At 66.0% G+C, this 24,695-nt stretch carries 21 protein-coding genes; 8 read left to right on the plus strand and 13 right to left on the minus strand.

Annotated features, from left to right (window positions below):
• Positions 1 to 7: 7 nt before the first annotated feature.
• Both ACSFBF_RS29440 and mpl read right to left on the minus strand, forming a co-directional pair.
• Complete coding sequence (locus tag ACSFBF_RS29440; RefSeq protein WP_435473174.1) at positions 8 to 529, minus strand: cupin domain-containing protein; 522 nt, start codon at positions 527 to 529, stop codon at positions 8 to 10.
• A complete protein-coding gene (mpl, locus tag ACSFBF_RS29445) occupies positions 526 to 1,929 on the minus strand; it encodes a UDP-N-acetylmuramate:L-alanyl-gamma-D-glutamyl-meso-diaminopimelate ligase (protein ID WP_435473176.1) in 1,404 nt (467 codons plus the stop codon). Before mpl ends, ACSFBF_RS29440 begins: the two co-directional genes overlap by 4 nt.
• A 111-nt stretch (positions 1,930 to 2,040) precedes the next feature.
• On the opposite strand from mpl, the gene ACSFBF_RS29450 reads away from it, so the two are divergent.
• From ACSFBF_RS29450 to ACSFBF_RS29480, 7 genes are all read left to right on the plus strand, one after another.
• Positions 2,041 to 2,637 carry a hypothetical protein gene (locus tag ACSFBF_RS29450; RefSeq protein WP_435473178.1) on the plus strand — a complete coding sequence of 199 codons (597 nt, stop codon included), beginning with the start codon at positions 2,041 to 2,043 and terminating at the stop codon, positions 2,635 to 2,637.
• On the plus strand, positions 2,638 to 3,186 hold the full coding sequence (locus tag ACSFBF_RS29455) for a TlpA family protein disulfide reductase (RefSeq protein ID WP_435473180.1): 549 nt from the start codon (positions 2,638 to 2,640) through the stop codon (positions 3,184 to 3,186).
• A gap of 100 nt (positions 3,187 to 3,286) precedes the next feature.
• Entirely contained in the window at positions 3,287 to 3,751 is a 465-nt protein-coding gene (gene accB / locus ACSFBF_RS29460) for an acetyl-CoA carboxylase biotin carboxyl carrier protein (RefSeq protein ID WP_258351205.1), read from the plus strand.
• Between the two features lie 2 nt (positions 3,752 to 3,753).
• Entirely contained in the window at positions 3,754 to 5,103 is a 1,350-nt protein-coding gene (accC, locus tag ACSFBF_RS29465) for an acetyl-CoA carboxylase biotin carboxylase subunit (protein ID WP_108135768.1), read from the plus strand.
• Positions 5,104 to 5,120: 17 nt separating this feature from the next.
• Complete coding sequence (gene prmA, locus ACSFBF_RS29470; RefSeq protein WP_435473183.1) at positions 5,121 to 6,011, plus strand: 50S ribosomal protein L11 methyltransferase; 891 nt, start codon at positions 5,121 to 5,123, stop codon at positions 6,009 to 6,011.
• Positions 6,012 to 6,063: 52 nt separating this feature from the next.
• The gene (locus tag ACSFBF_RS29475; RefSeq protein ID WP_435473185.1) at positions 6,064 to 7,425 is read left to right on the plus strand and encodes a zinc-ribbon and DUF3426 domain-containing protein; all 1,362 of its coding nucleotides are present in this window, start codon (positions 6,064 to 6,066) and stop codon (positions 7,423 to 7,425) included.
• A 64-nt stretch (positions 7,426 to 7,489) separates the two neighbouring features.
• Entirely contained in the window at positions 7,490 to 8,392 is a 903-nt protein-coding gene (locus tag ACSFBF_RS29480; protein WP_093056209.1) for a carbohydrate kinase family protein, read from the plus strand.
• A 93-nt stretch (positions 8,393 to 8,485) separates the two neighbouring features.
• Here ACSFBF_RS29480 and ACSFBF_RS29485 read toward each other — a convergent pair whose 3' ends face one another.
• The 8 genes from ACSFBF_RS29485 to ACSFBF_RS29520 all read right to left on the minus strand — a co-directional run bounded on the left by ACSFBF_RS29485 (position 8,486) and on the right by ACSFBF_RS29520 (position 18,804).
• Positions 8,486 to 8,995 carry a histone H1-like DNA-binding protein gene (locus ACSFBF_RS29485; protein ID WP_019656794.1) on the minus strand — a complete coding sequence of 170 codons (510 nt, stop codon included), beginning with the start codon at positions 8,993 to 8,995 and terminating at the stop codon, positions 8,486 to 8,488.
• Between the two features lie 196 nt (positions 8,996 to 9,191).
• The gene (locus ACSFBF_RS29490) at positions 9,192 to 10,427 is read right to left on the minus strand and encodes a ribonucleotide-diphosphate reductase subunit beta (RefSeq protein WP_435473187.1); all 1,236 of its coding nucleotides are present in this window, start codon (positions 10,425 to 10,427) and stop codon (positions 9,192 to 9,194) included.
• A 192-nt stretch (positions 10,428 to 10,619) separates the two neighbouring features.
• The gene (locus ACSFBF_RS29495) at positions 10,620 to 13,535 is read right to left on the minus strand and encodes a ribonucleoside-diphosphate reductase subunit alpha (protein WP_435473189.1); all 2,916 of its coding nucleotides are present in this window, start codon (positions 13,533 to 13,535) and stop codon (positions 10,620 to 10,622) included.
• Positions 13,536 to 13,885: 350 nt separating this feature from the next.
• Positions 13,886 to 14,497 (minus strand): 1,6-anhydro-N-acetylmuramyl-L-alanine amidase AmpD, encoded by a 612-nt coding sequence (gene ampD, locus ACSFBF_RS29500; RefSeq protein WP_435473191.1) that lies wholly within the window; start codon positions 14,495 to 14,497, stop codon positions 13,886 to 13,888.
• On the minus strand, positions 14,484 to 16,031 hold the full coding sequence (locus ACSFBF_RS29505; protein ID WP_435473193.1) for a sigma-54-dependent transcriptional regulator: 1,548 nt from the start codon (positions 16,029 to 16,031) through the stop codon (positions 14,484 to 14,486). Before ACSFBF_RS29505 ends, ampD begins: the two co-directional genes overlap by 14 nt.
• A 4-nt stretch (positions 16,032 to 16,035) precedes the next feature.
• The gene (locus tag ACSFBF_RS29510; RefSeq protein ID WP_435473195.1) at positions 16,036 to 17,733 is read right to left on the minus strand and encodes a two-component system sensor histidine kinase NtrB; all 1,698 of its coding nucleotides are present in this window, start codon (positions 17,731 to 17,733) and stop codon (positions 16,036 to 16,038) included.
• Entirely contained in the window at positions 17,730 to 17,990 is a 261-nt protein-coding gene (locus tag ACSFBF_RS29515; protein WP_435473197.1) for a PP0621 family protein, read from the minus strand. Before ACSFBF_RS29515 ends, ACSFBF_RS29510 begins: the two co-directional genes overlap by 4 nt.
• A 1-nt stretch (position 17,991) precedes the next feature.
• Positions 17,992 to 18,804 carry a cytochrome C assembly family protein gene (locus tag ACSFBF_RS29520; protein WP_435473199.1) on the minus strand — a complete coding sequence of 271 codons (813 nt, stop codon included), beginning with the start codon at positions 18,802 to 18,804 and terminating at the stop codon, positions 17,992 to 17,994.
• A gap of 114 nt (positions 18,805 to 18,918) precedes the next feature.
• Between ACSFBF_RS29520 and ffh the strand changes: the two genes are divergently transcribed.
• Entirely contained in the window at positions 18,919 to 20,307 is a 1,389-nt protein-coding gene (gene ffh / locus ACSFBF_RS29525; RefSeq protein ID WP_435473201.1) for a signal recognition particle protein, read from the plus strand.
• Positions 20,308 to 20,371: 64 nt separating this feature from the next.
• Here ffh and ACSFBF_RS29530 read toward each other — a convergent pair whose 3' ends face one another.
• The 3 genes from ACSFBF_RS29530 to mdoH form a co-directional block, all read right to left on the minus strand.
• Entirely contained in the window at positions 20,372 to 21,511 is a 1,140-nt protein-coding gene (locus ACSFBF_RS29530) for an AAA family ATPase (protein ID WP_435473203.1), read from the minus strand.
• Positions 21,508 to 22,407 carry an RNA ligase family protein gene (locus tag ACSFBF_RS29535; RefSeq protein ID WP_435473205.1) on the minus strand — a complete coding sequence of 300 codons (900 nt, stop codon included), beginning with the start codon at positions 22,405 to 22,407 and terminating at the stop codon, positions 21,508 to 21,510. The genes ACSFBF_RS29530 and ACSFBF_RS29535 overlap by 4 nt, the downstream gene beginning before the upstream one ends.
• 278 nt (positions 22,408 to 22,685) lie before the next feature.
• Entirely contained in the window at positions 22,686 to 24,695 is a 2,010-nt protein-coding gene (gene mdoH, locus ACSFBF_RS29540; RefSeq protein ID WP_435473207.1) for a glucans biosynthesis glucosyltransferase MdoH, read from the minus strand.

Here is a 24,695-nt window from a genome sequence, read left to right on the forward strand (position 1 = left end):
GCCCGGGCTAGAGCATTCCGGCCAGGTCGGGCCAGTGGTGCCGCATTGACGCAGCTTCGTCGCTGTCGGGCGGCACCATCGAAAAGTCGGCGAAATCGAAGCCCGGCCCGACCATGCAGGCGACCAGCGTGTAGTCGCCTGAGCTGTGGCCCTGGATCGGCCGGGCCGCCTGCCACTGGCCGGCGGGCACCACGTGCTGGGGACGCGTGCCGTGCGCATCGACCGGACCCAGCCGCACATGGGCCGGCGCCGTGCGCATTGCGGCGTCGCAGGTCCACAGCGTGAGCGGCACGCCCTCCAGATGCACCCAGACTTCGTCGGACAGCACCCGATGCCAGCGCGAATGCTGATTCGCTTCGAGCAGAAAGTAGATGCTGGTCAGCGCGCTGCGCGGCGCGCGGCCGTCGGCGGGCGTGACGCTCGATGTCGAGCGGAACACCTCGCCGTACCTGCCGCCCTCGGGGTGGGGCTGCAGCTTCAGGGTTTCGATTAATTCGCGGGCGCGTGTGAGCGGCGACATGGCGGTCATGATGCCGCCGCCGAGCGCAGCGCCGCAAGCAGTTTGTCGTGCACGCCGCCGAAGCCGCCGTTACTCATGCAGACGATGTGATCGCCCGGCCGGGCCGCGGCGACGATCTGCTTCACCAGCGGCTCGATGGCCCCGGCCACCTGTGCGCGGTCGCCCATCGGCGCGAGCGCCGCAGCGGCGTCCCAGTCGAGGCCGGCCGTGTGGCAGAACGACAAGTCGGCCGCCTCCAGGCTCCATGGCAGCTGCGCCGCCATGACGCCCAGCTTCATCGTGTTGCTGCGCGGCTCGAAGGCTGCGAGGATGCGCTCACTTTTCTTGCCAGCAGCATCCAGCTTCTTGCGCAGGCCATCGAGCGTGGTGCGGATGGCTGTCGGGTGGTGGGCGAAGTCGTCGTAGACCGTGATCGCTCCGCCGCCTCGCTCGACCGTGCCGCGTAGCTCCATGCGCCGGCGCACGTTGCGGAAGCTGCCTAGTGCACGGGCCGCTTCGGCTGGCGCCACGCCCACGTGTTCGGCTGCGGCGATGGCGGCCAGCGCGTTCATCTGGTTGTGCAGACCCGAGAGCTCCCACTCGACCCGGCCGACCACCTCGCCGCGCTGGAGCACATCGAAGGCGTCATGCGTGCCGCGCGCCTGCCATTCGCCATTCGCGCCGAAGCGCGCGAGCTCGCTCCAGCAGCCCTGGGCCAGCACACGCTGTAGGCTTTCTTCAGTGGCGTTCACAACCAACCGTCCCGTGCTCGGCACGGTACGCACGAGGTGATGAAACTGCCGTTCGATGGCGGCAAGATCATCGAAGATGTCCGCGTGATCGAACTCGAGGTTGTTCAGCACGGCGGTGCGCGGCCGGTAGTGCACGAACTTGCTGCGCTTGTCGAAGAAGGCCGTGTCGTACTCGTCGGCCTCGATCACGAAGGCCGGGCCGTCGCCCAACCGGGCCGAGACGCCGAAGTCCAGCGGCACGCCGCCCACCAGGAAGCCGGGCGCCTTGCCGCCCTTTTCCAGCACCCAGGCCAGCATCGAGGTGGTCGTCGTCTTGCCGTGCGTACCGGCCACGGCCAGCACGTGGCGGCCCAGCAGCACATGCTCGGCCAGCCACTGCGGACCACTGGTGTAGGGCTTGCCGGCGTCGAGGATGGCTTCCATCAGCGGGAACTTGGGGCTTTCGTCGGGCAGCCGAGCGCGGGACACCACGTTGCCGACCACGAACATGTCGGGCGCCAGAGAGAGCTGGTCGGCGCCGAAGCCCTCGATCAGGTCGATGCCGAGGGCGCGCAACTGGTCGCTCATCGGGGGGTACACGCCAGCGTCGCAGCCCGTGACCCGGTGGCCTGCCTCGCGCGCCAGGGCGGCCACGCCACCCATGAACGTGCCGCAGATACCCAGAATATGAATGTGCATCGGTCGATTCTAGGGAAGCGATGTGCCGCGCCCGTGCCTGGGCCACGTGTTTGTCCCGCGCTTCGTACTGATGTTGATGTGTGGGGCGCCTACTGCGGGCAAAATGCCCCGATGGACACGTCCAAGCGTGAAATTGCCGCCGCTGCAGCCCGCCTCGTTGTCGAGGAGGGACTGGAATATGGTCCGGCCAAGCGCCGGGCCCTGCGTGACCTGGGCCTTTCGGCACGCACCGCGCTGCCGAACAACGACGAGGTCGAGGCCGAGGTGCGCGAGTACATCGAGCTTTTCTGCGCCGACACCCAGCCGCAGGAATTGCATGCATTGCGGCTGCTCGCGCTCGAATGGATGGAGCGCATGGCCGCTTTCCGGCCCCATGTGGGCGGCGCCGTGTGGCATGGAACGGCCACGCGGTTGTCAGACATTTATATTCAGTTGTTTTGCGATGATTCCAAATCGGCCGAAATCGCCCTGATCGATCACCACGTGGACTACGAGCCGCGCATGGTGACCGGCTTTCATGGCGAGCAGGTCGAGGCCTTGAGCGTGCACGCCCCGAGTCGCGCGCTCGGCGAGGAAATCGGCGTACACCTGCTGGTCTACGACCTCGACGACCTGCGCGGGGCCCTGAAGCCCGATGCCCAGGGGCGCGTGCCCCGTGGCGATCTGCCCGCATTGCGCCGACTGATTGAACGAGAAAAGGACAAGTGAATGACTTCTTCGCCCACCCGACGCGGCATGCTCTATGCCGGCGTGGCGGCAGCGGCTGCGGCCGCCGGGCTCGGCGGCGCATGGTGGAAGGAGCGCGGCAGTGGTGCAGCGAGCGGGGAGATGCTCGACGCGGCTTTCTGGGCCCAGAGCTTCGAGCGCCCGGAGGGCGGTGACCTGGTCCTGTCGAGCCTGCGCGGCAAGCCGCTGCTGCTCAACTTCTGGGCGACGTGGTGCCCGCCCTGTGTTGAAGAAATGCCGATGATCGACGCTTTCTTCCGTGCAAATGGCGCTAACGGCTGGCAAGTGGTCGGATTGGCCATCGATCAACCCAGTGCCGTGCGCAAGTTCCTGCAGCGCACGCCCGTCACCTACCCAACCGGCCTGGCCGGTCTTCAGGGCACTGAACTGGTCAAGAATCTGGGCAATACGGGTGGCGGATTGCCCTTCACGCTGGTCCTGAATGCGAATGGCTCCGTGGCCGCCCGTAAAATGGGCAAGCTCGAGACCACCGACCTGGACACTTGGCGGCGCGAACTGGTTCATGGTTAGAATCAGTTCCTTACGCTGGCGTTAGACGCCGAACGCCGAAAATCAACGATTTTCGAACAAGTTATGTCCTGAAGACCGGCTCAGCCGGCACTGGAGTCCCATGGATCTGCGCAAACTCAAGACACTGATCGATCTGGTGTCCGAATCGAATATTTCCGAGCTGGAAATCACCGAAACCGAAGGCAAGGTTCGCATCGTGAAGGGCGGCGGCGCCGCTCCGGTGCAGTATGTGCAAACCTTGGCGGCGCCTCAGGCGGCTGCCGCACCGGCCGCAGCCGGTGCTCCCGCGGCACCCGTGGCCAGCGCACCGGCGGCCGAAGCCGCTCCGGCCGGCCATGCCGTGAAGTCGCCGATGGTCGGCACCTTCTACCGTTCGTCCAGCCCGGGCGCTGCTGCGTTCGTCGAGGTTGGCAGCAAGGTCAACGAAGGCGACACCATCTGCATCATCGAAGCGATGAAGATCCTCAACGAAATCGAAGCCGACAAGTCCGGCACGATCACCCAGATCCTCGGCGAAAACGGCCAGGCGGTCGAATACGGACAGCCGCTGTTCATCATCGAGTGACCATGTTCAAGAAGATCCTGGTTGCAAACCGGGGGGAGATTGCCCTCCGGATTCAGCGTGCCTGCAGCGAACTCGGCATCAAGGCCGTGATGGTGTATTCCGAAGCCGACCGCGACGCGAAGTACATCAAGCTCGCGGAAGAGGCCGTGTGCATCGGCCCGGCGCCCTCGGCGCAGAGCTATCTCAACATGCCGGCGATCATTTCAGCGGCCGAAGTGACCGACGCCGAAGCGATTCACCCCGGCTACGGCTTCCTGAGCGAGAACGCGAACTTCGCCGAACGCGTGGAGCAGAGCGGTTTCCAGTTCATCGGCCCGACGCCCGACAACATCCGCACGATGGGCGACAAGGTGTCGGCCAAGCAGGCCATGATCAAGGCTGGCGTGCCTTGCGTGCCCGGCTCCGAGGGCGAGCTCTCTGACGACGCCGCCACCAACAAGCGCATTGCGCGCGCCATCGGCTACCCGGTCATCATCAAGGCAGCGGGCGGCGGCGGTGGCCGCGGCATGCGCGTGGTGCATACCGAGGCGGCGCTGGTCAACGCGATCCAGATGACCAAGGCGGAAGCCGGCGCGGCCTTCAACAATGCGGCCGTGTACATGGAGAAGTTTCTCCAGAACCCGCGCCACATCGAGATCCAGATCCTCGCGGACAAGCACAAGAACGCCGTCTACCTGGGCGAGCGCGACTGTTCCATGCAGCGCCGCCACCAGAAGGTGATCGAGGAATCGCCCGCGCCGGGCATTCCGCGCAAGCTGATCGAGAAGATCGGCGAGCGTTGCGCGGCCGCCTGCAAGAAGATCGGCTACCGTGGCGCCGGCACCTTCGAGTTTCTCTATGAGAACGGCGAGTTCTACTTCATCGAGATGAACACGCGCGTGCAGGTGGAGCATCCGGTGACGGAGTTCACCACGGGCATCGACATCGTCAAGACGCAAATCATGGTCGCGGCCGGCGAGAAGCTGCCGTTCACGCAGCGCCAGATCCAGATGCACGGCCACGCCATCGAGGTGCGCATCAACGCCGAGGACGCGTGGAAGTTCACGCCGTCGCCGGGCCGCATCACCATGTGGCATCCGCCGGGTGGCCCTGGCGTTCGCGTCGATTCGCATGCGTACACCAACTACTTCGTGCCGCCGAACTACGACTCCATGATCGGCAAGATCATCGTCTATGGCGACACACGCGAGCAGGCCATGGCCCGCATGCGCACGGCACTCAACGAAACCGTGATCGAAGGCATCCAGACCAACATCCCGCTGCACCGCGAGCTGATGGTCGATTCCAAGTTCATGACCGGCGGCACCAACATCCACTACCTCGAAGAGTGGCTGGCCGCACACAAGCGCTGAGAGCCGGGAACACCGCGATGTTCGAACTCCGCCTGATGGCGCCGGAAGACCGGGTCGAAACGCTCGGCGAAGCGCTCGATGCACTCGATGCATTGAGCGTGTCGGTGGAAGACGCCGACGCGCAGACCGACGCAGAGCAGGCGCTGTTCGGCGAGCCTGGCATGCCGCCGCCGAAGGAGGGCTGGCAGCGTTCGCGCGTGATCGCGCTGTTCCCCGACGAGGCGCTCGCCAAAGAGGCTGCGTCGGTGCTCGCGCTGCAAGATTTCTTCGAAGGCTGCGAGGTGCTTGGCATTGCGCCGGTGCCCGAGCAGGACTGGGTGCGCCTGACGCAATCGCAGTTCGCGCCAGTCGAGATCACGCCCGAGTTCTGGATCGTGCCGACGTGGCACGAGCCGCCCGAGCAGGCGAAGCAGGTGATTCGGCTCGATCCGGGCCTGGCCTTCGGCACTGGCACGCATCCCACCACGCGCATGTGCTTGCGCTGGATCGCGACGCAAGGCGACGGCGTGCTGGCCAACCAGCGCGTGCTCGACTACGGCTGCGGTTCCGGCATTCTTGCGATCGGCGCGGCGAAGTTTGGCGCCGCCGACATCGACGCCGTCGACATCGACGAAGCCGCGGTTTCGTCGACCCGGCTCAATGCAGAGGCCAACGGCGTTCGGCTCAACGCGGGCCTGCCCGAAGTGGCGAAGGGCCTCTACGACACCGTGCTCGCCAACATCCTGGCCACGCCGCTCAAGGTGCTCGCGCCGTTGTTGCGCAGCCATGTGAAGGCGGGCGGATCGCTGGTGATGGCCGGCATCCTCGAGCGCCAGGCCGATGAATTGAAAGAGGCCTACGCGCCGTACGCAACGCTTGAAGTCAGCGACACCGAGGACGGCTGGATCCTCATGACCGCACGCTGCTGAGCCGCCTTGCGCCCCTCCCGCGGCGAGGGCTCGACCCTACAATCGCCCGGTCATGAGTCTCGTCACGCGCTGCCCCGCCTGCACCACCACCTTCAAGGTGGTGCGCGACCAGCTTCGCATCTCGGACGGTTGGGTGCGCTGCGGCCGGTGCAGCCATGTGTTCGACGCTACGCTCGATCTGCACGAGGCGCCTGATGGCGCTGCGGCGAACGCGGCGCCGGTGGTGCAGGGTGCTGGCTATATGCCGGGGCTGGTTGAATCCGCCTCGGAGCCCAAGGCGGCGCCCGATCTGGAGCCCCACTCGCCGGCCGAAGATGCGGATTTCTTCGACGACGAGCCCGAGCAGCAACCTCGGCATGTGCAGCCGCCGGAGGCTCCGGCGCCTGCACCGACACCAGCGCCGCCACCACCACCTCCGTCAGCGCCGCTCGAGTTCTCGCTGTCATTGCCCGAACACGGCATCGTCGCCGACGAGCCATGGTCCGACCTCGACGTCAGCGAACCCGAGTGGAAGCCGCCACCAAGCACGCTGCCGCCGTTCCCGAACATCGACCTGAACCTCGCGTCGCCGCCGCCCGCGCCGCCACCCCCGGCGCCGCCGCTGCCCGTCGCCCCGCGCATCAAGGCAACGCGCGGGCTGATGATCGAGCGCGCGAGCGACGACGGCGCAGAAGGGGAGCGCGAGCAGGAAGAAAAAGACCACGACCAGGTGCAGATGCAGAAGGCGCTGCGCCGCGCTCGCATCAAGTCGGCCAAGATCGCGAGCGCCAAGGCGCGTGAGGAGCGTGCAGCTGCGAAGGCTTCGCCTGTGGTGGTGCAGGCCGAAAGTGAGTCCGACCTTGCGCACTCTCCGGATTTCGAACTGCCAATAGGGCATCCCTTCGCGGACGACGACGAGCCCTTCGAGAAGGCAACCGGCTTCTGGCAGCGCAAGGGTGTGCGCGTTGTGCTGGTCCTGCTGGCGGTGATTGCTGTGCTGCTGCTCATCCTGCAGATCATTCGCCACGAGCGCGACGGTATTGCCGCGCGCCAGCCCAATCTGCGGCCCGCGCTCGCGGCGCTGTGCCAGTACACAGGCTGCGAACTCGCGGCCCTGCGCCAGATTGGCGACATCGTGATTGAAGGCGCGGCCTTCGCGCGCGAGAAGAGTGGAGGCAACGACTACCGCCTGAGCTTTACCCTGCGCAATGGCGCCACTGTGCCGCTCGCGATGCCCGCCGTTGAACTCTCGCTGCTCGACACGCAGGAGCGCGCCGTGGTGCGCCGCGTGCTGTTGCCGGCGGACTACGGCGCACCGACGGTGCTGCAGGCCCGCGCCGACCGCGCAGCCTCGCTGCCCCTGACCTTGTCCGCTTCGGAAGCCGCAGCGCTACCGCCGATCGCGGGCTACCGCGTAGAGGCTTTCTATCCCTGAGCGGGGCGCTTGCCTGCACGCGTCCTTTTCTCTTTCCATCCACCATTCAACCAACGGCTCAACCATGGCAGCAGTGATTTGCGGGTCCCTCGCGTTCGACACCATCATGACTTTCGAGGGCCGGTTCGCCGACCAGATTCTTCCGGACCAGCTGCACATCCTCAATGTGTCGTTCCTGGTGCCGACGCTACGGCGTGACTTCGGCGGCTGCGCGGGCAACATCGCCTACAGCCTCAATGCACTGGGCGGTACTGCGCTACCGATGGCCACGCTCGGCAGCGACGGCGCCTCGTACCTCGAGCGCATGCGCTCGCTGGGCATCGACACCGAGTTCGTGCGCCAGCTCGACGACACCTTCACCGCGCAGGCGATGATCATGAGCGACGTCGACAACAACCAGATCACCGCCTTCCACCCCGGCGCGATGCAGCAGGCGCACATCACGAAGGTGGCCGCGCGCGACGACATCAAGCTCGGCATCATCGCGCCCGATGGTCGCGATGCCATGCTGCAGCACGCGGAGCAGTTTGCTGCTGCGGGCATTCCGTTCGTGTTCGATCCGGGCCAAGGGTTGCCGATGTTCGACGGCGAGGCGCTGCGCCATTTCGTCGATCTCGCGAGCTGGGTGGTGGTGAACGACTACGAAGGCAAGATGCTGTCGCAGCGTACCGGCTGGAGCCTGGCCGAGATCTCGAAGCGCGTGCGCGGCCTGGTGGTCACGCTGGCGGCCGAGGGCTGCGAGATCTGGACTGACGGCGAGCGCGAACACGTGCCGGGCGTGGTGGCCACCGAAGTGGTCGAGCCCACGGGCTGTGGTGACGCATGGCGTGGTGCGCTGTTGTTCGGTCTGGAAAAGGGCTGGCCGCTGGCGCAGTGCGCGGCGCTGGGCAACAAGGTCGGTGCGATCAAGATCGCGCAGCGTGGCCCGCAAAACTATGAGATCGATCGCAAGGCCCTAGGCCTCTGATTCGGTCCTCGATCGTCTTCCTGAAGAAGCGCCAATAAAAAAGCCCGACACCGCAAGGTGCCGGGCTTTGCGCCTTCAAGGCCGCTGAGAAACTCAGGGCTTGCTGGCCGTGGGGAACGGCCAGGCTGCCTGGGGATTCAGCGTCGTTTGCGCCGCAGGGGCAGGCGCTACGGCTGCAGCCTTGGCGGGCGCAGCAGCCTTGGGAGCCTTCTTCGCAGCAGGCTTTTTGGCAGCAGGCTTTTTCGCGGCTTTCTTGGCCGCAGCCTTTTTCGCAGGCGCCTTCTTGGCAGCAGCCTTCTTCGCAGGCGCCTTCTTGGCGGCGGCCTTCTTTGCCGGCGCCTTCTTGGCAGCAGCCTTCTTCGCAGGCGCCTTCTTCGCTACGGCCTTCTTCGCCGGAGCCTTCTTGGCAGCGGCCTTCTTGGCCGGTGCTGCCTTCTTGGCGGCTACCTTCTTCGCAGGAGCCTTCTTGGCAGCGACCTTCTTGGCCGGAGCCTTCTTGGCGGCTACCTTCTTTGCCGGAGCCTTCTTGGCGGCCACAGCCTTCTTTGCCGGAGCCTTCTTTGCAGCGGCTTTCTTAGCCGGCGCTTTCTTTGCAGTTGCCATTTCTATTTCTCCTTGATCAAGTTGAAAAAATCAACCTATTGAAGCACTCCACGCACGTTGGGTAGCGTGAAGCGATTCATGGCGTTGAGATCTGAGCCCCAGCACCATGAACACCTGAGCCCCAGTCCATGCCGCGCTCTTTGGCGCGATCGGTGGCAAGGGCAATTCTTGAATTCATTAATTCTTGTCGAAAGCTTCAATCCCAGGAGAGCGCACCACCCGACTGGTACTCGATCACGCGGGTTTCGAAAAAGTTGCGCTCTTTCTTCAGGTCAATCATTTCGCTCATCCAGGGGAACGGGTTTTCTTCGTTCGGGAAGAGCGTTTCGAGGCCGATCTGCTGTGCACGCCGGTTGGCGATGTAGCGCAGGTAGCCCTTGAACATGGAGGCGTTCATGCCGAGCACGCCACGTGGCATGGTGTCTTCGGCGTATTTGTATTCGAGCTCGACGGCGCGCATGAAGAGCGCCTTGATCTCGGCCTTGAACTCGGGGGTCCAGAGGCCGGGGTTCTCGAGCTTGAGCTGGTTGATCAGGTCGATGCCGAAATTGCAGTGCATCGACTCGTCGCGCAGGATGTACTGGTACTGCTCGGCAGCACCGGTCATCTTGTTCTGGCGGCCGAGCGCAAGGATCTGCGTGAAGCCGACGTAGAAGAACAGGCCTTCCATCAGGCAGGCAAACACGATGAGCGACTTGAGCAGCGTCTGGTCGGTCTCGTGGGTGCCGGTCTTGAAGTTGGGGTCGCTGATGGCGTCGATGAACGGGATCAGGAACTGATCCTTCTCGCGGATCGACGGCACTTCGTTGTAGGCGTTGAAGATCTCGCTCTCGTCCAGGCCGAGCGACTCGACGATGTACTGGTACGCGTGCGTGTGGATCGCTTCCTCGAAGGCCTGACGCAGCAGGAACTGGCGGCATTCGGGAGCCGTGATGTGGCGGTAGGTGCCCAGCACGATGTTGTTGGCGGCCAGCGAGTCGGCGGTCACGAAGAAGCCGAGGTTGCGCTTGACGATGCGGCGTTCGTCTTCGGTCAGGCCGTTCGGGTCTTTCCAGAGCGCGATGTCGCGCGTCATGTTCACTTCCTGCGGCATCCAGTGGTTGGCGCAGGTGGCGAGGTACTTTTCCCACGCCCACTTGTACTTGAACGGCACCAGCTGGTTGACGTCGGTCTGGCCGTTGATGATGCGCTTGTCGGAAGCCTTGACGCGTTGGGTGGCAGCGGGCGTTGCTGCTGCTGCGGCAACCGGACGTACGGCAGCGCCGTCATCGAGCGCGCTGAACGTACGAAGGGCGGGTTGCGCAATCGACGAAGTCGGAGCGTCCACCGAACGGCCTGCGGGCAAGCCGCTGGTCGATGCGTTGTGGTGCTGCAATCCTTGTTGCATATCCTTTGGTAAGGAGGGCTTGACTTCTTCGTCCCAGGTCAACATAGAAAAATCCAATGCTCAAATTATCGGAGTAACGATGTGAGTTGCAAAGTGCTCGTTCACATCGCACGCCATTTATGTGGTTGTTATGTTGCTCGCATGCATCGCGCGATGTCAGTCAATGCCTTCATTGAGTGAACGTCGCGCGATTTTTTGCATGCACCTCACTGACTCACTGTCGCGAGCATCGACGCGTTATTGGCACGCTTCACAGGTCGGATCGTCCACACCGCAGAACGCGATGTCGGTGGCGGGCATTGCGCTCATCTGTGCCTTCGCTGCAGCAGCAGCGGCTTCGAGTGCGCTCATGCCCGAGGGTGCGTCATTGCCCGACGACACCGCGTTGAGACGGCCCGATTGCACCGTCGACTTCTCGGCGTGCGTCGCGCTCTGCGTACGCAGGTAGTACGTGGTCTTCAGGCCGCGCAGCCATGCGAGCTTGTAGGTGTCGTCGAGCTTCTTGCCCGATGCGCCGGCCATGTAGATGTTCAGCGACTGCGCCTGGTCGATCCACTTCTGGCGACGCGCGGCGGCTTCGACCAGCCACGTGGTTTCGACTTCGAACGCGGTGGCGTAGAGCGCCTTCACATCCTGTGGCACGCGGTCGATGGGACGCAGCGAACCGTCGAAGTGCTTCAGGTCCATCACCATCACGTCGTCCCACAGGCCCAGGCGCTTCAGGTCGCGCACCAGGTAGTGGTTGATCACGGTGAATTCGCCCGACAGGTTCGACTTGACCGACAGGTTGCCGAAGCAGGGTTCGATGGAAGCGTCCACGCCGATGATGTTCGAGATGGTCGCGGTCGGTGCGATGGCCACGCAGTTCGAATTGCGCATGCCGTCGGCCTTGATCTTCGAGCGCAGCGCGTCCCAGTCGAGGGTGGCCGAGCGGTCGACTTCGACGTAGCCGCCGCGTGCCTTTTCCAGCAGGTCGAGCGAGTCGATCGGCAGGATGCCCTTGTCCCACAGCGAGCCCTTGTAGCTCGAGTACTTGCCGCGTTCGCGTGCCAGGTCGGTCGACGCCCAGTAGGCGTGGTAGCAGATGGCTTCCATCGACTCGTCGGCGAACTGCACGGCCTCTGGCGAGGCGTACGGAATGCGCAGTTCGTACAGCGCGTCCTGGAAGCCCATCACGCCCAGGCCGACCGGACGGTGGCGCAGGTTCGAGTCGCGCGCCTTCTTCACGGCGTAGTAGTTGATGTCGATCACGTTGTCGAGCATGCGCATCGCCGTGGAGATCGTCTTCTTCAGCTTTTCCTGGTCGACCTTGCCGTCCTTCAGATGCTGCAGCAGGTTCACCGAACCCAGGTTGCAGACGGCGGTTTCGGTGTCGCTGGTGTTCAGCGTGATCTCGGTGCAGAGGTTCGACGAGTGCACCACGCCGGCGTGCTGCTGCGGCGAGCGCACGTTGCAGGCGTCCTTGAACGTGATCCAGGGATGGCCGGTCTCGAACAGCATCGTGAGCATCTTGCGCCACAGGTCCGTTGCCTGGATGGTGCGCGCGGGCTTGATGTCGCCGCGGGCAGCCTTCTCTTCGTAGGCGACGTAGGCCTTCTCGAAGTCGGCGCCGAACAGGTCGTGCAGGTCGGGCACGTTGGAGGGCGAGAACAGCGTCCAGGTGCCCTTTTCCATCACGCGGCGCATGAACAGATCGGGGATCCAGTTGGCGGTGTTCATGTCGTGCGTGCGGCGGCGGTCGTCGCCGGTGTTCTTGCGCAGCTCCAGGAACTCCTCGATGTCGAGGTGCCAGGTTTCGAGGTACGTGCAGACGGCGCCCTTGCGCTTGCCGCCCTGGTTCACGGCCACGGCCGTGTCGTTCACCACCTTCAGGAACGGCACCACGCCCTGCGATTCGCCGTTCGTGCCCTTGATGTGGCTGCCGAGCGCGCGAACGCGGGTCCAGTCGTTGCCCAGGCCGCCGGCGAACTTCGACAGCAGCGCGTTTTCCTTGATCGACTCGTAGATGCCGTCGAGGTCGTCGGGCACCGTGGTGAGGTAGCAGCTCGACAGTTGCGAGCGCAGCGTGCCGGCGTTGAACAGCGTGGGCGTGCTCGACATGAAGTCGAACGACGACAGCACTTCGTAGAACTCGATGGCGCGGGCTTCGCGGTCGATTTCGTTCAGCGACAGGCCCATGGCCACGCGCATGAAGAAAGCCTGCGGCAGCTCGATGCGGGTCTTGCGCACGTGCAGGAAGTAGCGGTCGTACAGGGTCTGCAGGCCGAGGTAGTCGAACTGGTTGTCGCGATCGGCCTTCAGCGCCGCGCCCAGGCGGGGCAGGTCGTACTGCAGCAGCTTCTCGTCGAGCAGGTCGTTGTCCACGCCCTTCTTGATGAACTGCGGGAAGTAGTCGGCGTAGGCGGTGGCGCGGTCGACCGGCATCACTTCGCGGCCGATGATCTCCTTGAAGATCGTGTGCAGCAGCAGGCGCGCGGTGGCGAAGGTGTAGTCGGGGTCTTTCTCGATCAGCGTGCGGGCCGCCAGGATCGAGGCCTTGTAGACCTCGTCGAGCGGCACGCCGTCGTACAGGTTGCGCATCGTCTCGGCGACGATCGGTGCGGACGTGATGCTGTCGCCCAGGTTTTCGCAGGCCGACTCGATCAGGCCCTTGAGTTCGTTCAGGTCAAGGGTGACGAGCTCGCCGTTGTCCAGCACGTGCAGCGCGGGCGTGGCCGGCACGTCTTGTTCACCTTGCTTCGAGCGCTCCTGCGTGCGGCGTTCGCGGTACAGCACGTAGGCGCGGGCGATTTCATGGTGGCCGCCGCGCATCAGGCCGAGTTCGACCTGGTCTTGCACGTCTTCGATGTGGAAGGTGCCGCCGCCCGGACGCGAACGCACCAGCGCGCGGATCACGCCTTGCGTGAGCACGTCGACCGTTTCGCGCACGCTGGCCGAAGCCGCGCCCTGTGTGCCGTGCACGGCCAGGAAGGCCTTCATCATCGCGATGGCGATCTTGTTCGGCTCGAAGGGCACGACAGCGCCGTTGCGGCGGATGATCTGGTAGTGGGCCAGGTTCTGGCCGGTGGGGGAGCCAGCAGTGTCTCGCTGCTGTTGCGGTGGCGTCGAGGGAACGGCACGCGGGGTCGATTGGGGGTTCAGGGCAGTTTGCATTCGCTTCCTCTCGGTTGGCAATTCTTGTTGGATGGCGGCGCCTGGGCCGGGTGCCGCGCCGGTGTAGATGACCGGACAGGGGACACTATATCTAGGGTGCAGGGGGTGTACAACCCACTAGATGTAGCGTTTTCCTATGGATACAAGGATTGCCGGTATTACTTCCGCCATAGGACACGGCCAGCGATGCCGCTTGAATACTGGCCTATGGTCTCTCAACCCGCATGGGGCGTGGCTTGCAAGCCGATTTGGGCCTGCAGGCCGCATGGTTGCTGAATCGTGCGGTCGCTATTTTCGCATTGCTGCGCTGCGAGAGCGGCACATCGCGAGGCGCCGCACGATTGAAAAAATTAGCGCTGCTCCACCTGTGGCGGAAACATCTGTGGATTCCAGCCGAGTTGTTCGCGCAGCAGGCGCCAGTCGAAGCCCGCGCCCGGATCCTGTTTGCGGCCCGGCGCGATGTGCTCGTGACCGGCGATGTGCACGATCGCGTAGTGCTGCGCGATGGCGGCGCACAGGCTCGCGAGCGTCTCGTATTGCGGCTCTTCGAAGGGCTGGCCTTCGAGGCCTTCGAGTTCGATGCCGACGGAGTCGTCGTTGCAGTTGCCGCGGCCGCGCCATGACGACACGCCGGCATGCCATGCGCGGAAGTCGCAGCTCACGAACTGCCAGAGTTCGCCGTTGCGGCGCACATAGAAATGCGAGGACACCTCGAGGCCGCGGATCGACTGGAAGTAGGGGTGCGCGTCCCAGTCGAGCTGGTTGGTGAACAGCTGCTGCACCGCGTCGCCGCCATATTCGCCGGGCGGCAGGCTGATCGAATGCAGCACGATGAGGTCGGTCTGTGCGCTTGCGGGGCGAGGTCCGAAGTTCGGCGAGCGCAGCGCCTTCGCGAAGCGGTACCAGCCGGCTTGCCAGAGCCCGTCGTTGGCGGCGGGCATGGGGGCTTCAGTCGTCGACATGGCTGCTCGCGCCATCGTCGCCGTTGGGCGTGGTGATGCCCAGCCGCGCAATGCGGTAGCGGATCTGGCGCAGGCTCATGCCGAGCCGCGCGGCGGCCGCAGTGCGGTTGAAGCCGCTCTCGTGCAGCGCACGCACGAGGATCTCGCGCTCCTGCTGATCGAGGTAGGCCTGCAGGTCGGAGGGCAGCGGCGGCGGCGCGACCTTGGGGGGCGCGACCGGAAGCGGAGCCAGCGCGACAGGCGCGTCGGTGACGGGCGATAGCGGCGTAGGCGCGGACGCCGCGGCTTCGGCCGCAGCGGTGAAGCCGCCCATCAGGTCGAGATGAAGTTCGTCGCCGTCGTTCAGCGCCACCGCGCGGTGCAGCAGGTTTTCGAGCTCGCGCACGTTGCCGTTCAGCGGATGCTGCGCAAGGCGGCGCAGCAGTTCGTTCGACAGATGCGGCACCGGCAGTCCGCCGTCTTGTGCGATGCGCGAGAGCAGCGCGGCGCACAGCGCGGGCAGGTCCTCGCGGCGGTCGCGCAGCGCGGGCACCGCGATCTCGATCACGTTGAGGCGATAGAAAAGGTCTTGGCGGAAGCGGCCGGCCTGCACTTCGGCGTGCAGGTCTTTATGGGTGGCGCTGACGATGCGCACGTCGACAGCTTCTTCCTGCGTCGAGCCGATCGAGCGCACGCTGCGCTCCTGGATCGCGCGCAGCAGCTTCGACTGCATCGCCAGCGGCAGGTCGCCGATCTCGTCGAGAAACAGCGTGCCGCCGCGCGCGGCCTGGAAGTAGCCGTCGCGGTCCTGCGAAGAGCCGGTGTACGAGCCCTTGCGCGCGCCGAAGAATTCGGCCTCGAGCAGGTTCTCGGGAATCGCGCCGCAGTTCACCGCGACGAAGGGGCCTTCGCTGCGCTGGCTGCAGGCATGCACCGCGCGCGCGACCAGTTCCTTGCCGGTGCCTGATTCGCCGCGCACCAGCACCGGCGCCATGCCGCGCGCCACCTTGGCGATGCGCGACTTGACGAGGCGCATGGGTTCCGATTCGCCCACGAGACGGTCGAGCGCGGCGATGCCGGTGCCGGAGGTGACCACCGTTGCGTCGGCGCTGTTGTTGCTTGCGGGTGCCGCCTGCACCGGTTTGGCTGCGGGCTGCGACGTCAGTCGCGCCTGCACGGCGGAAGCCACGACGGCGCGGAACTGCTTCAGGTCGACCGGCTTCGTGAGGTAGTCGAAGGCGCCGGCCTTCAGTGCTTCCACCGCGTTCTCGGCCGAACCGTAGGCCGTCATCACCACGCAGCGCTCGCTGCGCTGGGCCTTCTGGATGCGGTGGATGATCTCCATGCCCTGTCCGTCGGGCAGCCGCATGTCGGTGATCACGGCGTCGAAGCGGCCGGCCTCCAGGTGCTGCCAGGCTTCCGACACGCTGCCCGCGGCCTCGACGCGATAGCCCTCGCGCAGCAGCGTCAATTCATAGAGCGTGCGCAGGTCGGGTTCATCGTCGATGACCAGGATCTGCGCCGGTCGTTGGGCGGAAGGGGGAGGAGTGCTCACGGCGCTATTGTGTCAGCCGGTTTTCGCTGGGGGCGAAGCTGACGAAGAATTCGTTGCCCTCGGGCCCGCCCGGCACCAGCGCTCGCCGCTCGTAGCCGATGGTGGCGCCATGCCGCCGGCACAGCTCGCGGCACAGGAACAGGCCGAGCCCGCTTGAGCGGCTCTCGGAAGAAAAGAAAGGCTCGAACAGGTGCCGCTGCACCGCCGGCTCCAGCGGCGCGCCGTCGCTCCACACCATCAGGCTCGGGCGATTGGTGCCGCTGCGCTGCAGTGCAGTCAGCACCTGGATCGAGTCTTCGCGCTTGCCGGCGTAGCGCGAGGCGTTGTCCAGCAGGTTCACGATCAGGCGGCGCAAGTGCTCGGCGTCGAAGCGCACCTCGCTGCTGGGCGCGTCGAGCGACACCAGCACGCCCTTGCGCTGGGTCTGGCGCACCCATTCCTCGGCCAGCACCTGCACCGCGGGGTCGAGCACGACCTGCTCGCCGAGCGACAGCACGCGCTGCTGGCGGGCGCGCGAGACGTCGAGCACGTCGTCCACGATGCGCGCGAGCCGCTGCGCGTTGTGCTGCACCATGCTCGTGAGCTTGCGGTGCGCGGGGTCGGTCAGGTCTTCGTTGAGCAGTGCACTGGCCTGCGTGATGGCGGCCAGCGGATTGCGGATTTCATGCGCCACGGCCGCCGACATGCGGCCCATCGCGGCCAGCTTCTCGGTGCGGATGCGGGCTTCGAGTTCGCGCAGGTCCTGCAGGAACATCACGCACAGGCTGTCGATGCGCTTCTCGCTGGTGGGCGTGAGCCGCGTGCGCACGCGCACTTCGCGCGCCGCGCCGCGTACCTGCGCCACCGGGATTTCTTCCGTCTGCGGCGCTCGCCGCGCGAAGGTCTGGCGCGCCAATGCGGCCAGCGCATGCCAGGCGGGCTGGGCATGCAGCGGGAACGGCAGCGTCAGCTTCGCCAGGCCCTGGCCGAGGATGGCATCGGCCGCCGGGTTGGCCGCATGCACCAGGCCTTCGGCGTCGATCACCAGCACGCCTTCGCTCAGCGTCTCGATCACCAGGTCGTTGACCTGCGCCTGCATCTGCGCGCTGCTGCGGCTGCGCTGCGCCACGGCTTCCTCGCGCGCCAGCCGACGGGCCATTTCGTGCGCGAGCAGCGCCACCACGAACAAGCCGGTGCCGGTGAGCGCCGCCTGCACGAAGCGCGCCGACGAATCGCCCGGCTGCTGCAGCCAGTGCCAGCCTGCGTCGGCCAGCAGCAGCAGCGTGACCGTGGCGGTGGTGCCCAGGCTCACGATCATGGTGCCCAGCACCGCGCTCATGAGCACCGGCAGCGCGAACAGCGGCGTGTAGTTGACGTTGCCGCCCTGCAGCACCTGCAAGGCGGTGAAAGCGGCCAAGTCGATGCCGATGGTCAGCAGCCAGAGCGCGGCAAAGCCGCGGATCGGCGGCTGCACGCGTGTGTAGCGCATGCCCAGCCACGTCGCGGCGAGGTAGAGCGCCGAGATGGTGATGGCCACCGGCTGCATCGTCTGTCCGATGGCAAAGGCCACGCCCTGCAGCAGCATCAGCACCAGCGCGATGAAGCAGCGCGCGGCCATGAAGCCACGCCAGAGCCGGATCAGCGCTGAGCTTTCGCCCGTGCCTTGGTCGAGCACGTCCCAGTCGGTGACCGGCTCGCCGCGCGACCAGAGGGGGGAGCTCATTGGGGCGTTGCGGCTTCGCGGTGCGCGGTGCTGCAATAGACCGCGCCACCGGGCCCGGCGATGGCATCGGTCGCCGGCAGGTGCAGGCCGCAATGGGCGCAGCGCACCATGGCCTGCGGCGGGCCGGCTGGTGTGGGGGGGCGCTGCTGTGCCTTGGCCGCGCGCTCGCGCATGGCGTCGCGCATTTCTTCGCGGCGGTTCTTGCGCCAGAGCCAGATCGCGACCCAGAGCACCGCGAGGACGAGGAGATATTTCATTTCAGACGGGAGGACGCGCAAGCACCACTTCGAGCACGAAGCGCGAACCCACGTAGGCCAGTAGCAACAGGGCCGAGCCAGCGTACAGCACGCGACGCGCCGTGCGGCCGCGCCAGCCGAAACGGGCCCGGCCAATCAAAAGGATCGCGAAGGTGATCCAGGCGAGCACCGAGAAGATGGTCTTGTGGTCCCACTTCCAGACGCGGCCGGCGGCACCGTACAGCTGCTCGCTGAACAGCAGGCCGGCCAGCAGCGTGGCCGACAGCAGCACGAAGCCAGCGGTGACGAAACGAAAGGTGAGCCGTTCGAGCGTGAGCAGCGGCACACCACCCTGCGGCTCGGCGGTGGCCAGGCGAATCTGCTTTTCGGCCCGGGTGATCAGCCACGCGTGCACCACGGCCGCGCCGAACAGACCGTACGAGGCGATGCCCAGTGCCAGATGCAGCGGCAGCCACGGTGAGGCCGTGACGTGCAGCGGCGTGCCGGGGAACAGGATGGCCAGCAGCACCGCGGCCGCGCCCAGCCAGGCGAGCGCGCGCCGCACCTTCAATTGGGGATACATGCGGCTTTCGACCGCGTAGACGGTGAGCACCAGCCACGCGGTGACCGACAGGGCGGGCGCGAACCCGAAGCGCGGCTCGCTGCCGATGAGGCCGTGGGCCAGCACGGCGGCATGCAGAATCCACGCAATTCCGAGGGCCCACTGGGCTGCCTGGCGGCTCATTCGGGCACCTGCCGCAGCGACAAATCCGTAGGCAACCGCGGTGGCGATGCCCAGCGCCACGCCGAGCGGGGAGGGGATCGCTAAAATCATCGGCCGGAGTGTACCGGCTCGCCCTTGCGTTCCCCGCGCCCGACTTCAAGTTCTCTCCTCGTCTCCAAGACTTTCCATCCGGCCCGCCGCAGCGGGCAGCAAGGCATTCCGCTCATGGCCACCGCCCTCACAGAAAAGTTCTCCCGCCTCGTCAAGACGATGAGCGGCCAGGCCCGCATCACCGAAAGCAACGTGCAGGACATGCTGCGCGAAGTGCGCATGGCGCTGCTGGAGGCCGACGTGGCGCTGCCCGTGGTGCGCGACTTCGTCGCCCGCGTGAAAGAGAAGTCGCTCGGCCAGGAAGTGCTGGGCTCGCTCAAGCCGGGCCAGGCGCTGGTCGGCATCGTCAACCGCGAACTCGCCGCGACCATGGGCGAGGGCGTGTCCGATATCAACCTTGCGGCCCAGCCGCCAGCGGTGATCCTGATGGCCGGCCTGCAAGGCGCCGGCAAGACCACCACCACCGCCAAGCTCGCCAAGCACCTGATCGAGAAGCGCAAGAAGAAGGTGCTCACGGTGTCGGGCGACGTGTATCGCCCCGCCGCCATCGAGCAGCTCAAGACTGTTACCAAGCAGGCCGGCGCCGAGTGGTTCCCGAGCACGCCCGACCAGAAGCCGCTGGACATCGCGCGCGCCGCGCTCGACCACGCCAAGCGCCATTACTTCGACGTGCTGCTGGTCGACACCGCTGGCCGCCTCGCCATCGACGAAGTGCTGATGACCGAAATCAAGCAGCTGCATGCGGCGCTCGACCCGGTTGAAACTTTGTTCGTGGTCGATGCCATGCAGGGCCAGGACGCGATCAACACCGCCAAGGCCTTCAAGGAAGCGCTGCCGCTCACCGGCATCATCCTGACCAAGACCGACGGCGATTCGCGCGGCGGCGCGGCGCTGTCGGTGCGTCAGGTCACTGGTGTGCCGATCAAGTTCGCGGGCACCAGCGAGAAGATCGACGGCCTGGAAGTGTTCGACGCCGAGCGCCATGCGGGCCGCATCCTGGGCATGGGCGACATCGTCGCGCTGGTCGAGCAGGTCACGGCCGGTGTCGACGTGGCGGCGGCACAGAAGCTCGCGGCCAAGGTCAAGAGCGGTGCGGGCTTCGACCTGAACGACTTCCTGGGTCAACTGCAGCAGATGAAGCAGATGGGCGGCCTGTCGAGCTTGATGGACAAGCTGCCGCAGCAGATGGCCGCCAAGGCCACCGAGGCCGACATGACCCGTGCCGAGCGCGACATCCGCCGCAAGGAAGGGATCATCCAGAGCATGACGCCGCTGGAGCGCCGCAAGCCCGAGCTGCTGAAGGCCACGCGCAAGCGCCGCATCGCGGCCGGTGCCGGCGTGCAGGTTCAGGAAGTGAACCGCCTGCTCAACGAGTTCGAGCAGATGCAGGGGATGATGAAGAAGATGAAGGGCGCAGGCCTCATGAAGATGATGAAGCGCATGGGCGGCATGAAGGGTATGGGCGGCATGGGTGGCCCTGGTGGTCCGAAGCTGCCGTTCTAGGCGAAGGCTTCGCCCCTCCATATATAAGAAGGCCCGCCGGTTCGCATTGGCGGGCCTTCTGTCTTCAGGTCTGCACTTCGTAGACTGTCTTGTGCGCCTCGACGGGCGCGGGCAATTCCCAGCGATGCAGCATCCGCTCGATGCCAGCGTTCGACAGCGTCGTGTCGCGCTCGCGGTTGCGGCGCATCAGCTCGGCGTGCGGCGCTTCCAGGTACACCAGTTCGATCTGCGCGTGGTAGGCCCAAAGCAGGTCGAGCGTCTTGGCGCGCATCTGCTGGCTCAGGTGTGTGGCGTTCCAGACGAAGCGTTCCTGTTTGCGCAGTAACGCCTTTGCCTGATCGACCGCGTGATGTGCCGCGAGCCCGTCGTTCTCGCCGTGCTTCAGGCCCAGTTCGGCGCGCGCGTCGTCGAAGGACACCACCGGCCAGCCCTTGCGGTGCTGTGCCACCCAGTGGTTCTTGCCGCTGGCCGGCAGGCCGCACATCACCGTCACCCGTGAGCCCGCGTTCTGGAACAGCGGATAGTCGGGGCTGGTGTCGGCGCCGCGGAAGTAGGCCAGACGTGTGTGGGCGTCGGCCATTTTTCGCGGACCTTCCCAGCAGCCTTCTTCCTGCGCCAGCTCTTCGAAGAGCGCGATGTCGGCCATGCTGTCCGCGCGCTTCTCGTAGTGGCGGCCGAGCATGTCGCAGCGCGCTACGCAGCACAGGTCAGGCAGGCTCAGCTCCCACGAGAGCTTGTGCACCAGCCATTCCGGCCGCACACCCTTGCGCGAGGCAAAGGCGTGGAACGGCATCTGGTGCACGGCGATGATCCGGCACACGGCCTCGCGCAGCGCGAAAGGCACGCGGGCCTTCCACATCAGCACGCGCACGTCGACTGCACCGCGGCGCGAGTGACCGGGCTGGCCGATGCGGCCGCTGGCTTCGTCGATCACCGTGGTGTCGGGCTTGGCGATGTCGTGCAGCAGGCAGGCCATGAAGAGCACGAAGCGGCTGTCGGCATCGGCGCGCCGGTAGTACGCGTCCTGCATCAGCGCGTCGAGCACCATGCGCGTGTGGATGCCGACGTTGCCTTCGGCGTGGTAGTACGGGTCTTGCGGCGTCTCTTCGAGGCGCAGCAAGGCCGGCAGCAGGTCGCAGCACTGCGCCCAGTCGGTGCCTTTGTCGGGCGCGGGCACCAGGGCGCGCAGATCGTCGTATGTCATCGCGGCCTCCCTTGGGTTGCGAGTTCGGCGGGGTCGCGCAAGGTGCGCAGCCCCAGGTCTTGCCAGGTGACCGGCGGTGTCGGTGCGTAGAGATCGACGCCGGGCGCGAGCCGGTTGGGCAGCACCGGCCGGCGGCTGTGGTGCGAGCCCGAGTCGAGGATGGTCTGGACGAAGTCCGGGCGCACCCACTTGTAGCGGCCCGTCACCTGCCCGTCCGATTCGGTCTTGAGGTACAGGCCCTCGGCCAGGTCGGACAGGTCGGTCTGCTGGCGCACGAGATCGAGCGGCTGGCCTTCGTGCGCCACCGCGTGCTCGAAGGTCGTCTTCCAGTTCGCGCTGCGTGCCAGCGAAGGCCGCACGAGGGCACGCAATGCTTTGGCATGGCGCGGCATCTCGCCTTCGTAGAGCACGGGCACCGGCAGCACGGGGCCGCCTGTGAGCAGCGCATGCCGCGCCGGTGTCGAGAGAAAGCGCTGCGCCTGCCGGTCGTAGATGTCGAACTCCAGGAAGAAGGCCGGTAGCCGGTCGTACCAGCAGCTGTGCTTGGCAAAGCACCATTCGCCGTACATCACATAGCGGTCTTCGAGGCGCTCCAGCAGCGCCGCTTCATGGGCGGCGGCCCAGTGCTTGAACAGGTTGAACTGCCGCTCGCCCGCGCCGCCTGCGAGGTAGTGGCCGCGCGACTGCAGCAGCAGTTCGCCTGCTGACGTGAACGAAACGGCCGCATTGGCGCCATCGAGTTTTTCCTCGATGACCACATGCAGGCCGTGCAGCGCCGACAGCGGCGTCTGGCCGTCGTCGCTGTCGCCCGTTTGCAGGCGCGAGCCTTCCAGATGCGCAGTACGCGGGTACTTGAGCAGCGGAATTGACGAAAGAGAAGAAGAGAGAGGAAACACGTTGGTTCTCCAGATGCAAATCAGGAAAGACCGACAACGTGCGGGAGCGAAGCTGGGACGGAGTGTGGTCAGCGGGAAACGCAGCTAGGCGCCCGACATGACCAGCAATGAAGCGGTGTTGTCGGCGTCAGAGGGTGATGACGGCGAATCGGGGCACTTGGCGCTCCAGGGGATCGAGGGATCCGTGGGTTGAAAAAAGGAAGGCGCGATTCTAGCCACGCACCATGAAAAAAGCCGACCCTGAGGCCGGCTTTTCGAGGTGCTGTGTCTTCAGCGCATCAGGCAGTTGCCAGTGCGGGGCGCGCCAGGCGCACCGCATGCATCCATGCGCGGCGCAGCACGGCCGGCGAGCGCGATTCCTCGGGAATCAGCAGGTAGCCGCGGTCGCGCAGCGTGGTGCCCAGCGCGATCTGGCTGGTCAGCACAGTCAGCGGGATCGCCAGCAGCAGCGGCAGGCCAACGGGCATGAGCCAGATCAGCGCGCTCGGGTCGATCATCGCGACGCCGACGGCCAGCATGGCGATCACCAGCGTCATGGGGGCCAGCTGCGAGGCAGCGACCTTCCACGGCACGGCAGCGGCTTCACGCGGGGGCGACTTCCAGTCGAGCTTGATGCCGGTGAGGGCGACCAGCACGAACAGCGAGTGGGCCAGCATGCGGACCGGGGCTTGCACGATGGCAAGGCCGCTTTCCATCACCGAGCTCTTCACCAGGCCCCAAACACCGCCGTACTGGCGTTGCTCGCCGCGCATCAGCACGGCGGCGATGCCCAGCACGCGCGGCAGGAACAGCAGGCACAGGGTCCAGATCCACAGGCCGGCCAGTTCGGCAGGCAGCACGCTCCAGCTCGACACGAGGCTCGAGCCGCTCAGCCACAGGGCGGTGCCCAGCGTCAGGAACGCGAGCCACAGCGGAGCCGAGACATAAGCCATGGTGCCGGTCACGAACATCGCGCGGTGCACCGGGTGGATGCCGGGCTCGGCCATCAGGCGGGCGTTCTGCAGGTTGCCCTGGCACCAGCGGCGGTCGCGCTGCAGCTCGGCCAGCAGGTCCGGCGGCTGCTGTTCGTAGCTGCCGACCAGGTCGGACACCAGCCACACGTTGTAGCCGGCGCGGCGCATCAGCGCGGCTTCGACGAAGTCGTGCGACATGATGCCGCCCGACATGCCGCCGGTGCCCTTGATCGGGGCCAGCGCGCAATGCTTCATAAAGGGCTCGACGCGGATGATGGCGTTGTGGCCCCAGTAGTGCGACTCGCCCAGTTGCCAGAACTGCATGCCCAGCGTGAACAGGCGGCCTGTCACGCGGGAAGCGAATTGCTGTGCGCGGGCGTGCAGCGTGACGTGGCCGATGGCCTGCGTCGCGGTCTGGATGATGCCGGCGGTGGGGTTGGCTTCCATCAGCTTGACCATCGAGGTCAGGCAGTCGCCGCTCATCACCGAGTCGGCGTCGAGCACGATCATGTAGCGGTAGTCCTTGCCCCAGCGGCGGCAGAAGTCGGCCACGTTGCCGGCCTTGCGGTGCGTGCGGCGGGTGCGCAGGCGGTAGTAAACCTCGACCTGCGGCTGGTTCGGGCTTTCGGCCAGTGCGGCGCGCAGGTCTTCCCAGGCGGCATGCTCGGCGGCGGCGGTCTCGGGGTTGTAGCTGTCGGACAGCACGAACACGTCGAACTGCTTGGCGTGGCCGGTGGCCGCGACCGATTCGCAGGTGGCGCGCAGGCCGGCGAACACGGTGGCCACGTCCTCGTTGCAGATCGGCATGATGATCGCGGTGCGTGCCTCGGGGTTCATCGGGTGGTTGACCACCTGCTTCGCCGAGAGGGCGTGCTTATCACCGCGCACGGAAACGTAGAAGCCCATGAGCGCGGTCACGAAGCCGGTGACGACCCAGCCCGAAAGCAGGCCGTAGAGACCGATCTGGCCGTATTCGAGCCAGAGGTTGTCGTAGTCGGGTTGCACGCTGGCGAACAGCGACGACGCGATCACGGTGCTCAGCAGCGTGAGCATCATGAAGGCGAAGCGGCGCTGGGCGGCGGCGCGCTGCCAGGGTTGCTTGGCCTGCCGGGCGTCGTGGACGCCGGCTTCGGCGTCACGGCCTGCGCCGAGCTTGACCAGCGCGGCGGTGCCGAGGCTGTTCCAGAAACCGCGCCAGGGGCGGGGTGCCATCGAACCGCGGTTGACGGGGGGAGCGGTGACCGAGTTGGGATGGCGTTCTTCGCGAACCGGGCTGCGGCGCGAAAAATCGGTATCGGCCAGCACATTCAGTTGGGAGAAGTCGTTCGGCTTCAT

Origin of the sequence: Variovorax nivicola (assembly GCF_051216475.1) — a bacterium.
Taxonomy (GTDB): domain Bacteria; phylum Pseudomonadota; class Gammaproteobacteria; order Burkholderiales; family Burkholderiaceae_C; genus Variovorax.

What these genes read in the sequence shown, in the direction of transcription:
- ACSFBF_RS29490 (WP_435473187.1), bottom strand. Translation starts at nt 10,427, where the DNA reads ATGTTGACCTGGGACGAAGAAGTCAAGCCCTCCTTACCAAAGGATATG.
- ACSFBF_RS29450 (WP_435473178.1), top strand. Translation starts at nt 2,041, where the DNA reads ATGGACACGTCCAAGCGTGAAATTGCCGCCGCTGCAGCCCGCCTCGTT.
- mpl (WP_435473176.1), bottom strand. Translation starts at nt 1,929, where the DNA reads ATGCACATTCATATTCTGGGTATCTGCGGCACGTTCATGGGTGGCGTG.
- ACSFBF_RS29485 (WP_019656794.1), bottom strand. Translation starts at nt 8,995, where the DNA reads ATGGCAACTGCAAAGAAAGCGCCGGCTAAGAAAGCCGCTGCAAAGAAG.
- ACSFBF_RS29495 (WP_435473189.1), bottom strand. Translation starts at nt 13,535, where the DNA reads ATGCAAACTGCCCTGAACCCCCAATCGACCCCGCGTGCCGTTCCCTCG.
- ACSFBF_RS29475 (WP_435473185.1), top strand. Translation starts at nt 6,064, where the DNA reads ATGAGTCTCGTCACGCGCTGCCCCGCCTGCACCACCACCTTCAAGGTG.
- mdoH (WP_435473207.1), bottom strand. Translation starts at nt 24,695, where the DNA reads ATGAAGCCGAACGACTTCTCCCAACTGAATGTGCTGGCCGATACCGAT.
- ACSFBF_RS29510 (WP_435473195.1), bottom strand. Translation starts at nt 17,733, where the DNA reads ATGAGCTCCCCCCTCTGGTCGCGCGGCGAGCCGGTCACCGACTGGGAC.
- accC (WP_108135768.1), top strand. Translation starts at nt 3,754, where the DNA reads ATGTTCAAGAAGATCCTGGTTGCAAACCGGGGGGAGATTGCCCTCCGG.
- ACSFBF_RS29455 (WP_435473180.1), top strand. Translation starts at nt 2,638, where the DNA reads ATGACTTCTTCGCCCACCCGACGCGGCATGCTCTATGCCGGCGTGGCG.
- ACSFBF_RS29520 (WP_435473199.1), bottom strand. Translation starts at nt 18,804, where the DNA reads ATGATTTTAGCGATCCCCTCCCCGCTCGGCGTGGCGCTGGGCATCGCC.
- accB (WP_258351205.1), top strand. Translation starts at nt 3,287, where the DNA reads ATGGATCTGCGCAAACTCAAGACACTGATCGATCTGGTGTCCGAATCG.
- ffh (WP_435473201.1), top strand. Translation starts at nt 18,919, where the DNA reads ATGGCCACCGCCCTCACAGAAAAGTTCTCCCGCCTCGTCAAGACGATG.
- prmA (WP_435473183.1), top strand. Translation starts at nt 5,121, where the DNA reads ATGTTCGAACTCCGCCTGATGGCGCCGGAAGACCGGGTCGAAACGCTC.
- ACSFBF_RS29440 (WP_435473174.1), bottom strand. Translation starts at nt 529, where the DNA reads ATGACCGCCATGTCGCCGCTCACACGCGCCCGCGAATTAATCGAAACC.
- ampD (WP_435473191.1), bottom strand. Translation starts at nt 14,497, where the DNA reads ATGTCGACGACTGAAGCCCCCATGCCCGCCGCCAACGACGGGCTCTGG.
- ACSFBF_RS29480 (WP_093056209.1), top strand. Translation starts at nt 7,490, where the DNA reads ATGGCAGCAGTGATTTGCGGGTCCCTCGCGTTCGACACCATCATGACT.
- ACSFBF_RS29515 (WP_435473197.1), bottom strand. Translation starts at nt 17,990, where the DNA reads ATGAAATATCTCCTCGTCCTCGCGGTGCTCTGGGTCGCGATCTGGCTC.
- ACSFBF_RS29530 (WP_435473203.1), bottom strand. Translation starts at nt 21,511, where the DNA reads ATGACATACGACGATCTGCGCGCCCTGGTGCCCGCGCCCGACAAAGGC.